The organism is Qipengyuania soli (assembly GCF_015529805.1).
In the GTDB taxonomy this organism is placed as follows: domain Bacteria; phylum Pseudomonadota; class Alphaproteobacteria; order Sphingomonadales; family Sphingomonadaceae; genus Qipengyuania; species Qipengyuania soli.
Window position 1 is genome coordinate 2,628,717 of record NZ_CP064654.1, and the last position, 15,440, is coordinate 2,644,156.

The 15,440-nt window shown below is 65.4% G+C and carries 16 protein-coding genes and 1 tRNA gene; 10 read left to right on the forward strand and 7 right to left on the reverse strand.

What is annotated here, in order from left to right; translation table 11 throughout:
* Positions 1 to 91: 91 nt before the first annotated feature.
* From IRL76_RS13195 to IRL76_RS13205, 3 genes are all read left to right on the forward strand, one after another.
* Positions 92 to 168 (forward strand) — tRNA-Arg (locus tag IRL76_RS13195).
* A gap of 68 nt (positions 169 to 236) precedes the next feature.
* A complete protein-coding gene (locus IRL76_RS13200; RefSeq protein ID WP_200981778.1) occupies positions 237 to 1,277 on the forward strand; it encodes a diacylglycerol/lipid kinase family protein in 1,041 nt (346 codons plus the stop codon).
* Positions 1,274 to 2,170 (forward strand): hypothetical protein, encoded by an 897-nt coding sequence (locus tag IRL76_RS13205; RefSeq protein ID WP_200981779.1) that lies wholly within the window; start codon positions 1,274 to 1,276, stop codon positions 2,168 to 2,170. Before IRL76_RS13200 ends, IRL76_RS13205 begins: the two co-directional genes overlap by 4 nt.
* Here IRL76_RS13205 and IRL76_RS13210 read toward each other — a convergent pair.
* From IRL76_RS13210 to IRL76_RS13230, 5 genes are all read right to left on the reverse strand, one after another.
* Positions 2,161 to 2,658 carry a DUF2141 domain-containing protein gene (locus tag IRL76_RS13210; RefSeq protein ID WP_200981780.1) on the reverse strand — a complete coding sequence of 166 codons (498 nt, stop codon included), beginning with the start codon at positions 2,656 to 2,658 and terminating at the stop codon, positions 2,161 to 2,163. The two genes, IRL76_RS13205 and IRL76_RS13210, sit on opposite strands and share 10 nt — an antisense overlap.
* A 126-nt stretch (positions 2,659 to 2,784) precedes the next feature.
* Positions 2,785 to 4,434 carry an ABC transporter ATP-binding protein gene (locus IRL76_RS13215; RefSeq protein ID WP_200981781.1) on the reverse strand — a complete coding sequence of 550 codons (1,650 nt, stop codon included), beginning with the start codon at positions 4,432 to 4,434 and terminating at the stop codon, positions 2,785 to 2,787.
* A 35-nt stretch (positions 4,435 to 4,469) separates the two neighbouring features.
* Positions 4,470 to 6,359, reverse strand: a complete 1,890-nt coding sequence (locus tag IRL76_RS13220) for an asparagine synthetase B family protein (RefSeq protein WP_200981782.1) — start codon at positions 6,357 to 6,359, stop codon at positions 4,470 to 4,472.
* Positions 6,360 to 6,383: 24 nt separating this feature from the next.
* Positions 6,384 to 6,521, reverse strand: coding sequence for a hypothetical protein (locus IRL76_RS13225; protein WP_200981783.1), 138 nt, complete (start codon positions 6,519 to 6,521; stop codon positions 6,384 to 6,386).
* Between the two features lie 58 nt (positions 6,522 to 6,579).
* Positions 6,580 to 6,846, reverse strand: coding sequence for a PqqD family protein (locus tag IRL76_RS13230; RefSeq protein ID WP_200981784.1), 267 nt, complete (start codon positions 6,844 to 6,846; stop codon positions 6,580 to 6,582).
* A 114-nt stretch (positions 6,847 to 6,960) separates the two neighbouring features.
* Here IRL76_RS13230 and rpe point away from each other — a divergent pair, with 114 nt between their 5' ends.
* From rpe to IRL76_RS13255, 6 genes are all read left to right on the forward strand, one after another.
* Positions 6,961 to 7,620, forward strand: a complete 660-nt coding sequence (rpe, locus tag IRL76_RS13235) for a ribulose-phosphate 3-epimerase (protein ID WP_200981785.1) — start codon at positions 6,961 to 6,963, stop codon at positions 7,618 to 7,620.
* Positions 7,621 to 7,625: 5 nt separating this feature from the next.
* Positions 7,626 to 9,482, forward strand: coding sequence for a heparinase II/III family protein (locus IRL76_RS13240; protein WP_200981786.1), 1,857 nt, complete (start codon positions 7,626 to 7,628; stop codon positions 9,480 to 9,482).
* 5 nt (positions 9,483 to 9,487) lie between these two features.
* The gene (gene purH / locus IRL76_RS13245; protein WP_200981787.1) at positions 9,488 to 11,074 is read left to right on the forward strand and encodes a bifunctional phosphoribosylaminoimidazolecarboxamide formyltransferase/IMP cyclohydrolase; all 1,587 of its coding nucleotides are present in this window, start codon (positions 9,488 to 9,490) and stop codon (positions 11,072 to 11,074) included.
* Between the two features lie 108 nt (positions 11,075 to 11,182).
* Complete coding sequence (locus IRL76_RS14665; RefSeq protein ID WP_281388117.1) at positions 11,183 to 11,314, forward strand: hypothetical protein; 132 nt, start codon at positions 11,183 to 11,185, stop codon at positions 11,312 to 11,314.
* Positions 11,314 to 11,994: a peptide-methionine (S)-S-oxide reductase MsrA gene (gene msrA / locus IRL76_RS13250; protein ID WP_200981788.1), complete on the forward strand. Its 681-nt coding sequence runs from the start codon at positions 11,314 to 11,316 to the stop codon at positions 11,992 to 11,994. The genes IRL76_RS14665 and msrA overlap by 1 nt, the downstream gene beginning before the upstream one ends.
* Positions 11,995 to 12,031: 37 nt before the next feature.
* Positions 12,032 to 12,499: a Fur family transcriptional regulator gene (locus IRL76_RS13255; protein WP_200981789.1), complete on the forward strand. Its 468-nt coding sequence runs from the start codon at positions 12,032 to 12,034 to the stop codon at positions 12,497 to 12,499.
* Here the strand turns inward: IRL76_RS13255 and IRL76_RS13260 are convergent, their stop codons facing one another.
* On the reverse strand, positions 12,500 to 12,880 hold the full coding sequence (locus IRL76_RS13260; RefSeq protein ID WP_200981790.1) for a VOC family protein: 381 nt from the start codon (positions 12,878 to 12,880) through the stop codon (positions 12,500 to 12,502).
* Between the two features lie 143 nt (positions 12,881 to 13,023).
* Between IRL76_RS13260 and dxs the strand changes: the two genes are divergently transcribed.
* Positions 13,024 to 14,946 carry a 1-deoxy-D-xylulose-5-phosphate synthase gene (dxs, locus tag IRL76_RS13265; protein ID WP_200981791.1) on the forward strand — a complete coding sequence of 641 codons (1,923 nt, stop codon included), beginning with the start codon at positions 13,024 to 13,026 and terminating at the stop codon, positions 14,944 to 14,946.
* On the opposite strand, the gene IRL76_RS13270 is transcribed toward dxs, so the two are convergent.
* A complete protein-coding gene (locus IRL76_RS13270) occupies positions 14,943 to 15,293 on the reverse strand; it encodes a UrcA family protein (RefSeq protein WP_200981792.1) in 351 nt (116 codons plus the stop codon). The genes dxs and IRL76_RS13270 overlap by 4 nt on opposite strands.
* Positions 15,294 to 15,440: the final 147 nt, after the last annotated feature.

Here is a 15,440-nt window from a genome sequence, read left to right on the forward strand (position 1 = left end):
AAGCCATGGCCCGCTCGCGATTTGCACTGGCGAGCCACCCCGCCCTTTGCTAAGCGCCCCGCTCGCCGAAAGGCTGCCCTCGCGGCTCCAGGCACCCGTAGCTCAGCTGGATAGAGCGCTGCCCTCCGAAGGCAGAGGCCACAGGTTCGAATCCTGTCGGGTGCGCCACGCGGTTGGCACTGCCAGAGAAATTCCTAGATAAGCCGGCACTGCACGGGCTAAGGCTTGGGCCGACCATGGACCGCACGATTTACCGTTTCGACCAGCTCCAGATGAACGCCTTCGGCGGCGAGGGCGAGCGCATGCCTGCGCGTGCCGCGGGAAGGGCAAGGGTTGTGCGGCCGCGGATCGGGGTCATCTACAATCCCCGCAGCCACCGCAACCGCGGGCAGGACCTTGATTGCACGCAGGGTGCGGACATTACCGTTGCCCAGCCCAAGCAGCGCGAGGACATAGCGACCGCGCTTGCCGAATTCGCCGAGCGTGGCATCGATTATCTCATCATCAACGGCGGCGACGGAACGGTGCGCGATGTGCTCACCATGGGCCAGGGCGTCTTCGGGGCGAACTGGCCGGCGCTCGCCATCTTACCCAAGGGCAAGACCAATGCGCTGAACGTGGACCTTGGCGCACCCGCGGGATGGAATCTTGCCGATGCCATCGCAGCCTATGGCGATGGCAAGCGCATCGTTCGCCGCCCGCTCGAGGTGGTTCGCGAGGGTGCTGGCGAGCCGCCGATGATCGGCTTCATCTTCGGCGCCGGCGGTTTCACGCTGGGCGTAGAGACGGGGCAGGATGCGCACAAGCTCGGCTTCTTCAATAGCCTCGCGGTGGGCGTGTCGGGCGCATGGGGCCTCGCGCAGGCGCTGTTCGGCAGTGACGAGAACAAGTGGCGTCGCGGGACCGGAATGGTGCTCGAATACCTGCCTTCGCGCGAACCGGTGCCGCGCTCGCGGCATGGCAATCAGCAGCGCAGGGCGTTCCTGCTGTCGTCGACCCTGCGCAAGATGCCTGGCGGCATCCAGCTTTTCGGGCCCGAGCGTGACGGGCTGAAACTGTGCCTGCTCGACAAGCCGCTGCGCCGGATCATCGTGTCCGCACCTGCTATCCTCTTCGGCTGGCGACCGGCCTGGCTGGGCGAAGCAGGCTTCCACCAGCTGGACGCGGAAGCGTTCTCGGTCGACATCGACGAGGCGGTAATCCTTGATGGCGAGGCTTTCCCGCCGGGCCGCTACATCATCGGGCAAGGTCCGGAACTGACCTTCGTCACCCCGTGAGCGAAACGCTCGGCCAGCGCGTGCGCGCTTCGCTGGCGCGCGAAATCCGTCCCGAAGTCGCTGCCTATGCCCGCAAGCTGGGCGAGGAGGCGGGCGCGCTCGGCGTGCTGTTCTACGGTTCGAACCTGCGCTCAGGATCGCTTGAGGGGGTACTCGATTTCTATGTCCTGCTGCCCGGCCCGCAGCGCGAGCGCGTGTGGCCGCGCGTGAGCTATCGCGAGTGGGAGTACGGCGGCGAAGTCCTGCGCGCCAAGATCGCGACGATGTCGCTCGAGCAGTTTGCGGCAGCAGCAACGGGCAAGTCTCGCGACACGACGATTTGGGCGCGTTTCGTCCAGCCCAGCGCGCTGATCTGGGTGCGAGACGAGGCTGCGCGGGAAGCGATCGCCGATGCGGTGACCGGTGCCGCGCGGACTGCTGCAAGGCTCGCAGCGGCTCTGGGTCCGGAAACCGGCGAGGCCGAGGACTATTGGCGGGCGCTTTTCAGGGCGACCTACCGCGCGGAGTTCCGGGTCGAGAAGCCCGGGCGCGAGGATTCGATCCTCTCTGTCAACCGCGAGCATTTCGACGGGCTGCTGCCCACGGCATGGCAGGCCGAGGGCATCGCGTTCGAATGCGAGGGTACGGAATTACATCCGGACTTACCGGAGGAACGGCGCCGCTCGATACTGAAATGGTGGAACAGTCGTGCGCGCCTCGGCAAGCCGCTCAACGTGCTGCGTCTGGCCAAGGCGACAACGACTTTCGACGGCGCTGCCGACTATGCCGCGTGGAAGCTCCACCGGCATACCGGCATCGAACTGAAGGTCACGCCGTTCCGCGCCCGCCATCCGCTGCTTGCGATGCCGGGCGCACTGGTCGAGCTGCTAAGAAAGCGCCGCGCTCAGCGGTAGCGCATCTCGATGGTGATCGAGCGCACGCCAGGGCCGACGTCGAAAGCGGCCTTCTTGTAGTTCGGCTTGCCCAAGTTGAAGACGCTGACGCTCGGGTCGTTCGACATGGCGCCGCCATCGCCGAAGATGTCGGTCTTGCCGTTGCCGTTCAGATCGTGCCTTGCGGCGATGCCATAGGACCCGGGTCCGGGGACGGGAACGCAGAAGGTCATGCTGCCGGCTTTTGCCGGTGCCTCCATGCGATTGATCCACTTGCCCTTCTCCAGCCAGTCCTGCTTGGTCGCGCGGTAGCTCTGCACGCGGATGGTGCCGCGCGATTCCTTGATGTCGGTGATGGTGACGCGCACGGCGGAGCCGGCACCCGCGCTGCAGTTGGCGGGATTGTTGGAAATCTTGTCGCGGTACTGGGCCTGGACCGGAACGGCGATTGCCGTGGCGGCCAGGGCAGCGCCGGCCATGCCGGCAAGGGCGAGTTTCGTCTTGGTCATTTCGATCCCTGTTGCTTCATTCACACGGCCGCGGACATCGCGGCCAAGGCCGAACCACGGCCCTCTTCATTGGGCTTATTAGCATTTGGCACTGAATTGCGGCTGAATTTGCCCGCCAAGTGCCGTTCATGCTTCCTGCAGCCGCCCACCGCGCAGATGGAAACGCAGGCTCGCCACGTCAACCAGCGCGCCGCGATGGCCGATGATGAGGACGGTGCACGAACCCGCGAGGGCAGCCACAGCTCCGGCGATGAGGCGCTCGCTCTCCGGATCGACCGCGCTGGTTGCCTCGTCGAGGATCAGGAGGTCGGGCTCGCGCAGCAATGCGCGGGCAAGGGCGATCCTGTGCCGCTCGCCGCCCGACAGGTTTCGCCCCCCTTCTCCCAGCTGGTAATCGAGGCCATCGGGCAGGTCTGCCACGAAGCGCGCTGCCGCCCGATCCAGTGCGCGTTCGCACTCCGCGTCGCTGGCATCGGGCTTCGCCCAGAGCAGGTTGGATCTCACGGTACCGGTGAACAGGACCGGCTCCTGCTGGACGTAGGCGACCCGCGCCCGCCAGCCATGCCTCTGAGCCGGTGAAAATCCGCGCCCATCAAGCAGCATCTGGCCGGTGTCAGGGGAAATCAGGCCACCGAGGAGATCCGCGAGCGTGCTCTTGCCCGCGCCCGAGGGACCCTCGACGGCTGTGATGCTGCCACGCGGGATCGAGAGCGTGACACCATCGAGCGCCGCGCGGCCTCCAGCGTGCGAGACGCTGGCCGAGGACAAGGCAATGCTTTCCTGCATCGGCGGACAGGCCTCGGCAGGCATCTCGGCAACAGCCTCGACGCCGGCGATAAGGTCCTGCGCCTCCGCAATGGCAGGTGCGGCGTGGTTCCATCCCTGCCAACCTTCCTGCAAGGCTTCGAGCAGGGGAATGCCGCGCACGGCAATTGCTGCGAAGGTGATGAGGTGGGCCGGCCGCACACCCCAGCGCTCGACCGCCAGCCAGAGGAAGATCGCCAGGAGGATTGCTGCTGCCACTTGTAGGACCGAGCGCGCGAAGGCCGACTGGCGAAGATACTGCCGCTCCGCTCTGCGCAGGTCGGAGAAGGCCACACTGACACGGACTGCCTCGTCAGCCTCCCTGCCATAGCTCTTCACTATGCGGATGCTGGACAGGGTTTCCTCAAGCCTCAGGTAGACTTGCTCGTAACGTACCGAAAGCGCCTCGCCGAGCGAGCGCGCCGTACGCCGCGTTCCAGCGAAGAGAGCAACGGCCAGCGCTGCGGCAACGAGCATGGAAAGCGCGAAGGGTGGCGACAGAAACAGCCCGGCTACCAGCAGGGCGAGCAGGGCAACGAGACTGCGGACGAACGCCGTGGCATGGCCCACCGCCTCGCCGGCGCGGTCTACCGAAGTTATCAGCAAAGCGCGATTGGCGCTCTGTCGCATCGCCGCAAGCACACGCCATTCCGCTCCGAGCAGGGCGGCCACGGCCTCACTGCGGAGACCGTCGACGAGGCGCACCTGGAGATCGAAGGCGGCGAGCCCGCGCCACGCATCGACAAGGGCTCTTAGCGTTACCAGTCCCACGAAAATCGCCAGCAGAACGCCAAGCGACCAGTCGGGGAAGCCGGGAATGAGGTTCTCGCCTCCGCCGAGCGATGCCAGCAACGGGACGATCAGGACCAGGCCGAAGCCCTCGGTCGCGGCTGCAATTGCGGCCAGCATGACGAAGCCGGCGACGCGTTTGCCACCGGCGTAGGACAGGAGCGAGACCAGGAACCGGTTCATGTCGCATCCCGTCTGCCCGCGCTCGCCCGGCGCTGTCAAAACTCGTTCCTTCCCTCGACTGTCCCAATGAAGCGCACGGCCATCAGGGCGCGCGGCAAGGCAGTGCGCAGCGGCCAGTCATGTTCGATCGTGAAGTCGGGTGCTTCGGGCCAGGTGTCGAGCATGCCGATCAACCTTTCGAGATCGAGGTTCTCGGCCAGCCAGCCATGGTCCGCGGCGGCAACAAAGGCCGCGCGCATCGCCTCCCTCTCGCGCGACATGCGCACGTGCCAGTCGACATTGTGTTGCCCGTGGAGGACGTTGGTGCGGATGCTCTCCGGAACCCGGCCGCGTCCCATCAGTCGGGCAAGGCGCCGGTCGGTCCCGTCCCAGGCATAGGCGCGCAGCGGGAGCGAGAGACAGAACTCGACCAGAGGGCGATAGGCGCAGACGTCGCGCTTGCGGATGCGGTAGAGTTGTTCGAACGCCAAATCGACGTCGCGCGCCGGACCGTCCGCGTCCTGCCATTCGCGTTCGATCATCGCCCGGCGGGTGAGATCGTAGGTGAAGTCTTCGAGCGCGGCCTCAGTACCCCTTGCCGCTGCAAGCCGTCTCTGCCTCTTCCACCCTCTCGGGGATAGAGGTGACAAGAATGCCGCGAAGTCACGCCGGGCGGGATGGACGAGGGCGCGAAGGACACTGCGCAACGAGCGCGGCGCGCGCGGAAGGAGGCTCAAGGCGATGAACTTGCGGTGCAAAGACCGGGGATCGCCGCTTCTCGCTTCGAGCAACCGCTTGAGCTGCCGGAACCGTCCTGGTCGGACGTATTCGGTATAGGCTTCCAGTCCCTCATTGCTGAAAGTGAGGTTGCCGAAGTCTGCAACCAATAGAGCGTCGCATTCCAGTTCGCGCGCCTTGGCGTAGACATCGTGGTACATGCCAACGTTCGACAGGCCCTGCGCAAACACGCCCGATGCAGCGTACATTTCCTTTGCCCGGCGGTCGAATGCCCCGGGGTGGCGGTCGGCAAGATGCCAGTCGAGTGCCGGGTTTCCTTTAACGAATTCCCTGACGAGGCTTGTCTCGTCGCCCATGGTACCGGGTGGCGTTTCTCCCTGCCACTCCTCGTCCGGGGCAAACGTAATGGCCGTCAGAGTCTCCGCCTGCGGAAGCCTGTCGAGCAGGGCGCGTGCGACGAGCGGGGAATCGAGGCCGCCCGAAAGCGCCAGGGCGGGCTTCGCTGCCCAGGCCAGCGCCTTGCCGGCCGCTTCGTCCAGCAAGGCGATGGCCTGCGCAACGGCAGCATCCTCGTCGAATTCGTTGTCCGGCGCCGGAGCGGGAGGCGAATACCAGCGGTGGGTTTCCCGTCCGCCGGGCGTGAGCGACACGATCGCGCCCAAAGGGACCATACCGATGCCGCGGTACCATGCCGCCTCGTCGCCAGAGCGCCAGTCGAGTGCGAGTTCGTCGATAATGCGTTCGTAGTCGAGCTCGCGCGGCGCTCCTGCGGCGAACAGCACTCGGAGAAGGGGCGAAGCGACCGCGCGGTTCGCGTCGCGGTGATAGTAGAGTGGCGGCGCCTCCCAGGGGGACCTGCTCAGCCTCAGGCAGCCGTTCGGCATTACCAGAACCGCAGCATAGCAGCCGATGATGCGGGCATCGGCATCGCTTCCCCAACTTGCGACTGCTGCAGCATAAAGAGCCGCAAGGTCGTCCGCAGCCACCTGCAGCGTCCCGGCCAGTTCCGCGGCGTTGTCTATCCACCCGCAGAAGGCCGAGCCTGTCGCGTGACTTGTGGCGATGCGGTCGCGAGGCCCTGCGCCGAGGCAAAACCCGGCTGCCGAGCGGACTTCGACGCCCGTGTCATCATAGAGCGCGAGGCTGGCCCTGATGGCTTGGGCGGGCGGCTCTTCCGCGCCGCCCCAGCGGCTCCACGCAGCGATCATGATCTCGGGAGCCGGAAAGCGTGATCAGGATTTCTTGGAATTGGCGGCCTGGTTGTTGGGGAAATTGCGCACGGCGATGTCGCGGATCGACCCAACCTTGTCGAGCCGCGGTTTGCTCCATGTCGGCTTCGCATTGCTGCCGCTCTTTTGCTCTTCCGTCATAGCATCGCGCCCTTCACTGGTTGGCGGTACATTAGCAAATCACTGCAGGCACAGGAAGTCATACCAATTCGACCAATGCAGCCCGTTCGAGGTCGGAGAGTAGCTCATCGATATCGTCTGCGATCAGGCGCACATCTCCATCATGGGCAATCGCCATGCTTTCGGCGATGAGCGCAGCATCCGATACGCCGTCGATCGCATGCCAGACGGCGCGGGCCGTGCCCGACAGCGAGAACAGGAAACCGCCGTCGAGATCGACGATCAGAGTCTCGTCGTCGACCTCGGTCGCGACGAAGTTCGCGGTCAGCTTGCGGGGAATCGCCATGCCATGGGCCTAGCCCCTCGGCACCATGTGGAAAAGGCGGCGCGGCGCGCTTGTTAACCGTCCTTTCGCGCGCGTAGGGCTGGGCAAGGCTAAGGCGACAGGGCCCCCGCGCAAATGACTCCACTGATTTCCCCTTCCATCCTCTCGGCCGATTTCGCACGGCTGGGCGAAGAAGTGCGTGCGATCGACGAGGCCGGGGCCGACTGGATCCATGTCGACGTGATGGACGGCCATTTCGTGCCCAATATCACCATCGGCCCGGCCGTGGTGAAGGCGCTGCGTCCCCACACCGACAAGCCCTTCGACGTGCACTTGATGATCGCGCCGATCGACCCCTATCTCGAGGCTTTTGCCGAGGCGGGCGCGGACATCATCACCGTCCATCCCGAAGCGGGGCCGCATATCCACCGCACGGTCCAGGCGATCAAGGCGCTGGGCAAGAAGGCGGGCGTGGTGCTCAATCCGGGCACGCCGGCGAAGATGCTCGACTACCTCATCGACGAGGTCGATCTTGTCCTGGTGATGAGCGTCAATCCCGGCTTCGGCGGGCAGAGCTTCATCTCCAGCCAGCTGCGCAAGGTCGAGGCGATCCGTAAGATGATCGAGAAGAGCGGGCGGCCTATCCATCTCGAGGTCGATGGCGGGGTCAATGTCGAAACCGCGCGCCTGTGCGTCGATGCGGGGGCGGACGTGCTCGTGGCGGGATCGGCGACATTCAAGGGCGGACCGGCAAATTACGCGGCCAACATCGCCGCGCTGAAAGGCGGACAGTGAACGACATGGCGCGCACCCTCCTCCGCGAGGCGAAGGGTGCCTCGCCTGCTGCGGCTTCCCCGGCGCTCCCGCTGGGCGATGCGGATGAGCCGCTGGTCGTCACCCGCACCGACGAAACGCTGGCCGATGCCGTACCGCTCGAACCTGCCCGTTCGCTCGTACTTTCCGATTTCCAGCCGCCGCACGCGGGGGCCGTCGACAGCATGCTGCGCTGGGCTTACCGCCTCGGCATACCCGGGTCGGTGCTGGCCTCGCCACTGCGCAAGCCGGCTGCCCCGCGCCTGCTCGGCACGGTGGCAAGCGCGCTCAACGGAGATCGGGCGTCGGGAATGGCCCTGCGTGCGGGCCAGTTCCTCGTCCACGGACTAAAGGCTCCCGTCGACAAAGTCGATTTCGCCAGCAGCGCGCCGCTCACGCCCCCCTTCCTGCGCGCCGTGCACGGTTTCACCTGGCTGCGCGACCTTGCCGCCAGCGGCCCGCGCGAAGAATGCTCCGGCATCGGCGAGAAGCTGCTCAAGAAATGGCTCGCCGCTAACCCCGAGCCGGCCAAGGGTGCCGCCTGGACCGTCGAACATGCAGGCCTTCGCCTGCTCGCATGGCTCACCCATGCGCCGTTGATCCTGTCGGGCGATGCCAAGCTCCGCGCCCGCGCACTGGAGCAATTCGAAGCGACCGCCCGCTGGCTCGACCGGCAGGTTGCCCGGGCGGAGGACCGGCTGGGCCAAGTCGCGGGATGGTGCGCCATCGTGGCTGCAGGGCTGCTGCTGCCCGATGGTCGTGCGCGTCGTCTCTATGGCGAGGCGGGCCTTCTGCGCGCGCTAGGCGAACTGGTCAGCGACGATGGCGGCGTTCTCTCGCGCAGCCCGCTGGCGCAAATGGAAGCCATCGCCCTGCTGATCGATCTCAAGGCTTGCTATGCCGCAGTGAACCGCGACCCGCCGCAGGCGCTCGACACGATGATCGGCCTGCTCGTGCCGCCGCTCCTCACCTTGCGCATGGGCGACCGCGCGCTCGGCAGCTGGCAGGGTTCGGGCGCTACTTCGGCCTCGCGCCTCGACGCGCTGGTCTCTGCAAGCGGGGTGCGCGCACGCCCAGCCAAGGACATGCGCCACTGGGGCTACCAGCGCGTCGATGCCGGCAAGGCCGTTCTGGTCCTCGATGCCGCGCCACCCCCGCGGGCCCGCCACGCGCGTTTCGGCTGCGCTTCCACGCTTGCGTTCGAGCTGTCGCATGGCGAGCAGCGCCTGATCGTCAATTGCGGTGGTGCCGAACTCGCAGGTGGCCAGACCCCGATCCGCATCGAGCAAGGGCTGCGTGGCACGGCGGCCCATTCGACGCTCGTGCTCGACGAAGCGAATTCGACCGCGGTCCTGATCAAGGGCCAGATCGGCAAGGGCGTCGAGGAAGTCGACGTCGCCCGCACGACCGTGAAGCAGCGCGGCCGCGACGCGACGCGGCTGGAGGCGGTGCATAACGGCTATGCCGCGCGCCACGGGCTGATGCACCGGCGCATCCTCCTGCTTTCCGCCGACGGGGAAGAGCTCCGCGGCGAGGACCTGCTCGAGCCTTCGGGTCGCAAGGGGCAGCGCGGCAAGATCGGCTTCGCCATCCGCTTCCACCTCGGATACGGGATCGAGGCGGGCCTGTCGGAAGACAAGCGCGGCGTGGGCCTCGCACTTCCCGACGGAAGCTACTGGCAATTCCGCCTCGGAGGCGATAGCGGCGAGGCCGAAATCGGACTCGAGGACAGCCTGTGGGTCGACGGGCAGGGCCGCCCGCGCGCCACACGCCAGATCGTGGTCGAAGGACTGACGCCGCGCAGCGGGGGACGCTTCCCCTGGCTGCTCAAACGAATGGGATAGAATTCATGACCGACGTAGCGATCAAGCGGGCACTGCTCTCGGTGTCCGACAAGACCGGCTTGGCGGAACTGGGGCAGGCTCTGGCAGCCAAGGGCGTCGAACTGGTCTCGACCGGCGGCACCGCCAAGGCGCTGCGCGACGCGGGCCTCGAAGTGCGCGACGTTTCGGACCTGACCGGCTTCCCCGAAATGATGGACGGGCGGGTGAAGACGCTCCACCCGATGGTCCATGGCGGCCTTCTCGCCGTGCGCGACAATCCCGAGCATGCTGTGGCGATGGCCGAACATGCGATTGGCGCGATCGACCTCGTCGTTGTCAATCTCTACCCCTTCGTCCAGACCGTCATGCGCGGCGCCTCGCGTGATGAGATCATCGAGAACATCGATATCGGCGGCCCCTCGATGGTCCGCTCGGCAGCCAAGAACCACCAGTTCGTGACCATCGTCACCGACCCGGCGGATTACCCGACGCTGATCGCCGAACTGGAAGCCACCGGTGCCACCACGCTCGACTTCCGCCGCAATTGCGCGGCCAAGGCCTTCAGCGCAACCGCTGCCTATGATTCGATGATCAGCCAGTGGTTCGCCTTCGCCGACCAGCAGCAGCTCTTCCCCGACATGCTCGCTGTGAACGGTAACCGCGTTACCGAACTGCGTTATGGCGAGAATCCGCACCAGAAAGCGGCGCTCTACACCCCGGTCGGTCCGCACGGTCGCGGCATCGCGCAGGCCGAGCAGCTCCAGGGCAAGGAACTCAGCTACAACAATTACAACGACGCCGACGCCGCGCTCGAACTCTGCGCGGAGTTCCGCGGGCAGGACCCGGCGGTGGTCATCGTCAAGCACGCCAATCCTTGCGGTGTCGCCCAGGCGAACACCCTGCTGGACGCCTGGAATGAAGCGCTTCATTGCGACAGCGTTTCGGCCTTTGGCGGCATCGTCGCGGTCAACACCGAACTCGACGGTCCGACGGCCGAAGCAATCTGCGAAATCTTCACCGAGGTCGTGATCGCTCCGTCGGTCAGCGAGGAAGCCAAGGCTGCCTTCGCCAAGAAGAAGAACCTGCGCCTGCTCGTCACCGGCGAGCTGCCCGATCCGCGCCGCGGGGGGCTGGCAATCAAGCCGATCACCGGCGGCCTCCTCGTCCAGAGCCGCGACAATGGCGCGATCACCGCGGAAGAGCTGAAGGTCGTGACCAAGCGTGCGCCGACCGAGCAGGAATTGAAGGACTGCCTTTTCGCCTGGACCGTCGCGCGCCACGTCAAGTCGAACGCCATCGTCTATGCCAAGGACGGGGCGACTGCGGGTATCGGCGCGGGCCAGATGAACCGCCGTGATTCCAGTCGCATCGCCGCGATGAAGGCCGCCGAGGCTGCCGAGAAATACGGGTGGCCGCAAAGCCGCGCAGTGGGAAGTGCTGTCGCCTCCGACGCCTTCTTCCCCTTCGCCGACGGACTGCTTGCTGCGGCCGAAGCGGGTGCGACGGCGATCATCCAGCCGGGCGGCTCGATCCGCGATGACGAGGTCATTGCCGCTGCCGACGAGGCAGGGCTGGCGATGGTATTCACCGGAATGCGCCACTTCCGCCACTGAGTTACCGGCGCGTTCATGTTTATGAACCTCGAACGACATGCGCATTAAGCATGTTGCAATAGCTCCAACTGTAACCACGTCGGCAATGCTGACGAAAGAACCCGTGACATGAGCCTGTTCACCCCTGACCTCTATCGCAATTTCGGCATCGGTTTCGGTGCTGGCGCGCTTGCGATCCTCATCGCCAACGGCGGCGATTTCCTGTCCGCCGTGCCGCAGGTCATCGCGTCCATCTTCTGATGCGCAGGGCCGCTTCTCTCCTCGCGGCCACCATCGCAATTGCTACGGCTGCCTGCCAGGGCCCGGCGCTTGCCGCCGAGAAAGTGGTCGAGGCGCCCGCGGCAAAACGGGTCGCGAAAGAGGGCAAGGGCCTCAAGACCGCAGTATTCGCCGGTGGCTGTTTCTGGGGCGTGGAGGGCGTCTTCAGCCACGTGAAGGGCGTCAAAGGCGCGGTGTCGGGCTACCACGGCGGGACAGAGCGGTCCGCCAGCTATGAGGTGGTATCGAGCGGCGTCACCGATCATGCCGAAGCGGTGAAGGTGACCTACGATCCTGCCGTGATCCGCTACGACCAGCTGCTGCGCATCTTCTTTTCGGTCGTGACCGACCCCACCCAGCTCAATCGCCAGGGTCCCGATACGGGCAGTCAGTACCGAAATGCCCTGGTCCCGATGTCGGCAGAGCAGAACGCCGTCGCAAAGGCCTACCTTGCCCAGCTGCGAACAGCGAAACTGTGGGACAAGCCGATCGTCACCCGGATCGAGCGTGCGCAGGGGTTCTATCCTGCGGAAAGCTACCACCAGGACTTCATGCTGAAGAACCCGCGTCACGGATATATAGTTCGGTGGGACGCGCCCAAGGTGGCTGCGCTCAAGCGGCTCTACCCCAGTGCCTACAGCGAGAGCTTCCAGCGCAACTAGCTTGATACTCGCCCTGCGCGGGCTTACCTCGGTGCGCATGGCAGGACATTCCCACGCTCACAAGGAACACGAGGGCGCTGCCCTCATCGATGCGGCCCGCAGCACGTTGATCGACAGCGGCGAGCAATGGACCGGCATGCGTCAATCCGTGTTCGAGGAACTGGCCAAGCACGACAAGCCGGCCAGTGCCTACGATATCGCCGACAACCTTTCCGCTGCCCGCGGCAAGCGTGTCGCGCCAAACAGCGTCTACCGCATCCTCGACCTCTTCGTGCGCACCAACCTTGCCAACCGGATCGAGAGCGCCAACGCCTATCTCGTCAACACCCACCCCGGGTGCAGGCACGACTGCATCTTCCTGATCTGCGACGATTGCGGGAAGGCGACCCACATCGACGACGAGCGCGTGACCGGCGCCCTGCGCGAGGCGGGCAAGGATGCCGGTTTTACCGACGTGCGCCCTGTGGTCGAACTGCGCGGTCTATGCGACGATTGCGCTGCCTGATCAGTCGAACTGCGATATCGAGAGGTTGTTGCCTTCGGGGTCGAGGAACCAGGCGACCTTGACCGGTCCTGCCGACCAGACGCCGTTCTCGTCCTGGCCCATCCCATCATAGACCTGAAACGCGACGCCCTTTGCCGTGAGGTCCGCCATGGTCGCGGCAATGTCCTCCACCCGCCAGCCCAGGACAGTATGCGGTGAGGGTATGTGGCTGGCCATGTCTGTGAGGCGCAGCATCGCTCCGTGCCCCAGATCGAAAGCGACGGCGAAATCATCTTCGCCAAGCAAAGGCAGGCCGAGAATCTTCGAATAGAACGGCTTGGACAGCGAGCGATTAGCGGTAAGCACGAACGCAATCGGTGGCGAAAGCGGAGGCAGCGACATTGGGCGAATCCCGTTTTTTCTTGCCGACATTCTAGGCGCCTGCATTTCGACTGCAAGGCGTTCTCTCGGAGCGACAAAACGGGGCCGGTCAGCGATGAAGCGTTCATCGACAGGCATGAATTCAGCGTGTAAGGCCGCTTCCCATGACGACGCGCCCCGATACGCCGCTGCTCGACACGGTCGATACGCCCGCAGATCTCCGCAAACTCGACAAGAGCCAGCTGCGCCAGCTGGCCGACGAGTTGCGCACGGAAGTGATCGACGCCGTAGGTTCGACCGGTGGGCACCTCGGCTCCGGTCTGGGTGTGGTCGAACTGACCACCGCGATTCACTACGTCTTCGACACGCCGACCGACAAGCTGGTCTGGGACGTCGGCCACCAGTGCTACCCGCACAAGATCCTGACCGGTCGCCGCGACCGTATCCGGACCTTGCGCCAGGGCGGTGGCCTCAGCGGCTTCACCAAGCGGGCGGAGAGTGAATACGATCCCTTCGGCGCGGCGCACAGCTCGACCTCGATCTCGGCAGCGCTCGGCTTTGCGATGGCCAACAAGATGCAGGGACGGCCCGGCCGCGGGATCGCGGTGATCGGTGACGGCGCGATGAGCGCGGGCATGGCCTATGAGGCGATGAACAATGCCGAACAGGCGGGCAATCGCCTTATCGTCATCCTCAACGACAACGATATGTCGATTGCCCCGCCCGTCGGTGGCCTGTCCGCCTATCTTGCGCGCATGGTGTCATCGAGCGAATATCTCGGCCTGCGCTCAATGGCCTCGAAGATTGCCAAGAAGCTCGGTCGCCGCGTCTGGGGCGGGCTCGAAAAGGCCGAGGAATATACTCGCGGCATGGTCACCGGGGGTACGCTGTTCGAGGAGCTCGGCTTCTACTATGTCGGGCCGATCGACGGGCACAATCTCGATCACCTCATCCCGGTGCTGGAGAATGTGCGCGACAGCGAGCAGGGCCCGGTGCTGATCCATGTCGTGACCAAGAAGGGCAAGGGCTACGCCCCGGCCGAAAACAGTGCCGACAAGTACCACGGCGTCGCCAAGTTCGATGTCGTTACCGGCGAGCAGAAAAAGTCTTCCGGCGGTCCGCCCGCCTACCAGAATGTCTTTGGCGAAACGCTGGCCAAGCTGGCGGACAAGGATCCGCGCATTTGCGCCATCACTGCGGCCATGCCGAGCGGCACGGGCGTCGACAAATTCGCCAAGGCGCATCCCGACAAGAGCTTCGATGTCGGAATTGCGGAGCAGCACGCGGTGACTTTCGCGGCAGGACTTGCTGCCGAAGGCATGCGGCCGTTCTGCGCGATTTATTCGACCTTCCTCCAGCGCGCTTACGACCAGGTGGTCCACGACGTCGCAATCCAGAACCTGCCGGTGCGCTTCGCAATCGACCGCGCAGGGCTCGTGGGCGCGGACGGTTGCACCCATGCGGGCAGCTTCGACATCACCTATCTCGCGACCCTGCCGAACATGGTGGTCATGGCCGCTGCGGACGAAGCCGAACTGGTCCACATGACCTATACTGCCGTCGAGCACGACAGTGGTCCGATCGCCTTCCGCTATCCGCGTGGCAATGGCGTGGGGGTCGAACTGCCCGAGGTTCCGCAGAAGCTCGAGATCGGCAAGGGTCGCATTGTGCGCGAGGGTTCCAAGGTTGCGATCCTGTCACTGGGCGCGCGCCTCGCCGAAGCGCTCAAGGCCGCCGACCAGCTCGAGGCCAAGGGCCTTTCGACCACCGTCGCAGACCTGCGCTTCGCCAAGCCGCTCGACACTGCGCTGATCGAGAAGCTGATGCGCACGCACGAAGTCGTCGTGACGGTCGAAGAGGGCGCCATTGGCGGCCTTGGCGCGCATGTCCTGACCTTCGCCAGCGACAGCGGCCTCACCGACGGCGGCCTCAAGGTCCGCACGATGCGCCTGCCCGATACCTTCCAAGATCACGACGACCCGGCGAAGCAGTATGACGAGGCAGGCCTCAACGCACCGCACATCGTTGACACGGTTCTCAGTGCCCTGCGGCACAACAGTGCCGGCGTGGAAGAGGCCCGCGCTTAGCCGCCCTTGGCCCGCGCGATCGCCTGGTCCATCTGGGGCCTTGCCCCTTCCCAGGCATAGGCGCTGCAGTCTTCGCTGTCCTTCACCTGCCACCTGGCGGGCTTGGTGTAGATGTAGCACATCTTCTTGATCGTCTTCGCGACCCGCTTCTCGAGCTTGCGTTCACCGCTTGCCGTCGTGAGATCGAGGTCGCCGATGGTCACGACCTGGGTTACGGGCTCGAAACCGTCGGGGACCTTCTTCTTGCCGGTGACCACGATCTCCGGTTCCTCCGCGGCGGCAGGAATGGTGAGGCCGACAAGGCCGATCGCAGCAAGGACCGGCAATGCAACTATGCGCTTGTTCATCTTGGTGACTCCTTTGCTAGCATGACAGCGGACGGACATGGTCGCGCCGCACTGTCCCTCTTCCAGGGGGCGAGCGCCTGATCTTGATGCCTGGTCGCTCCGATCGCCTCTCGACGGTCGTGCCTTGCCGGGTCCTGTTCGCCATGT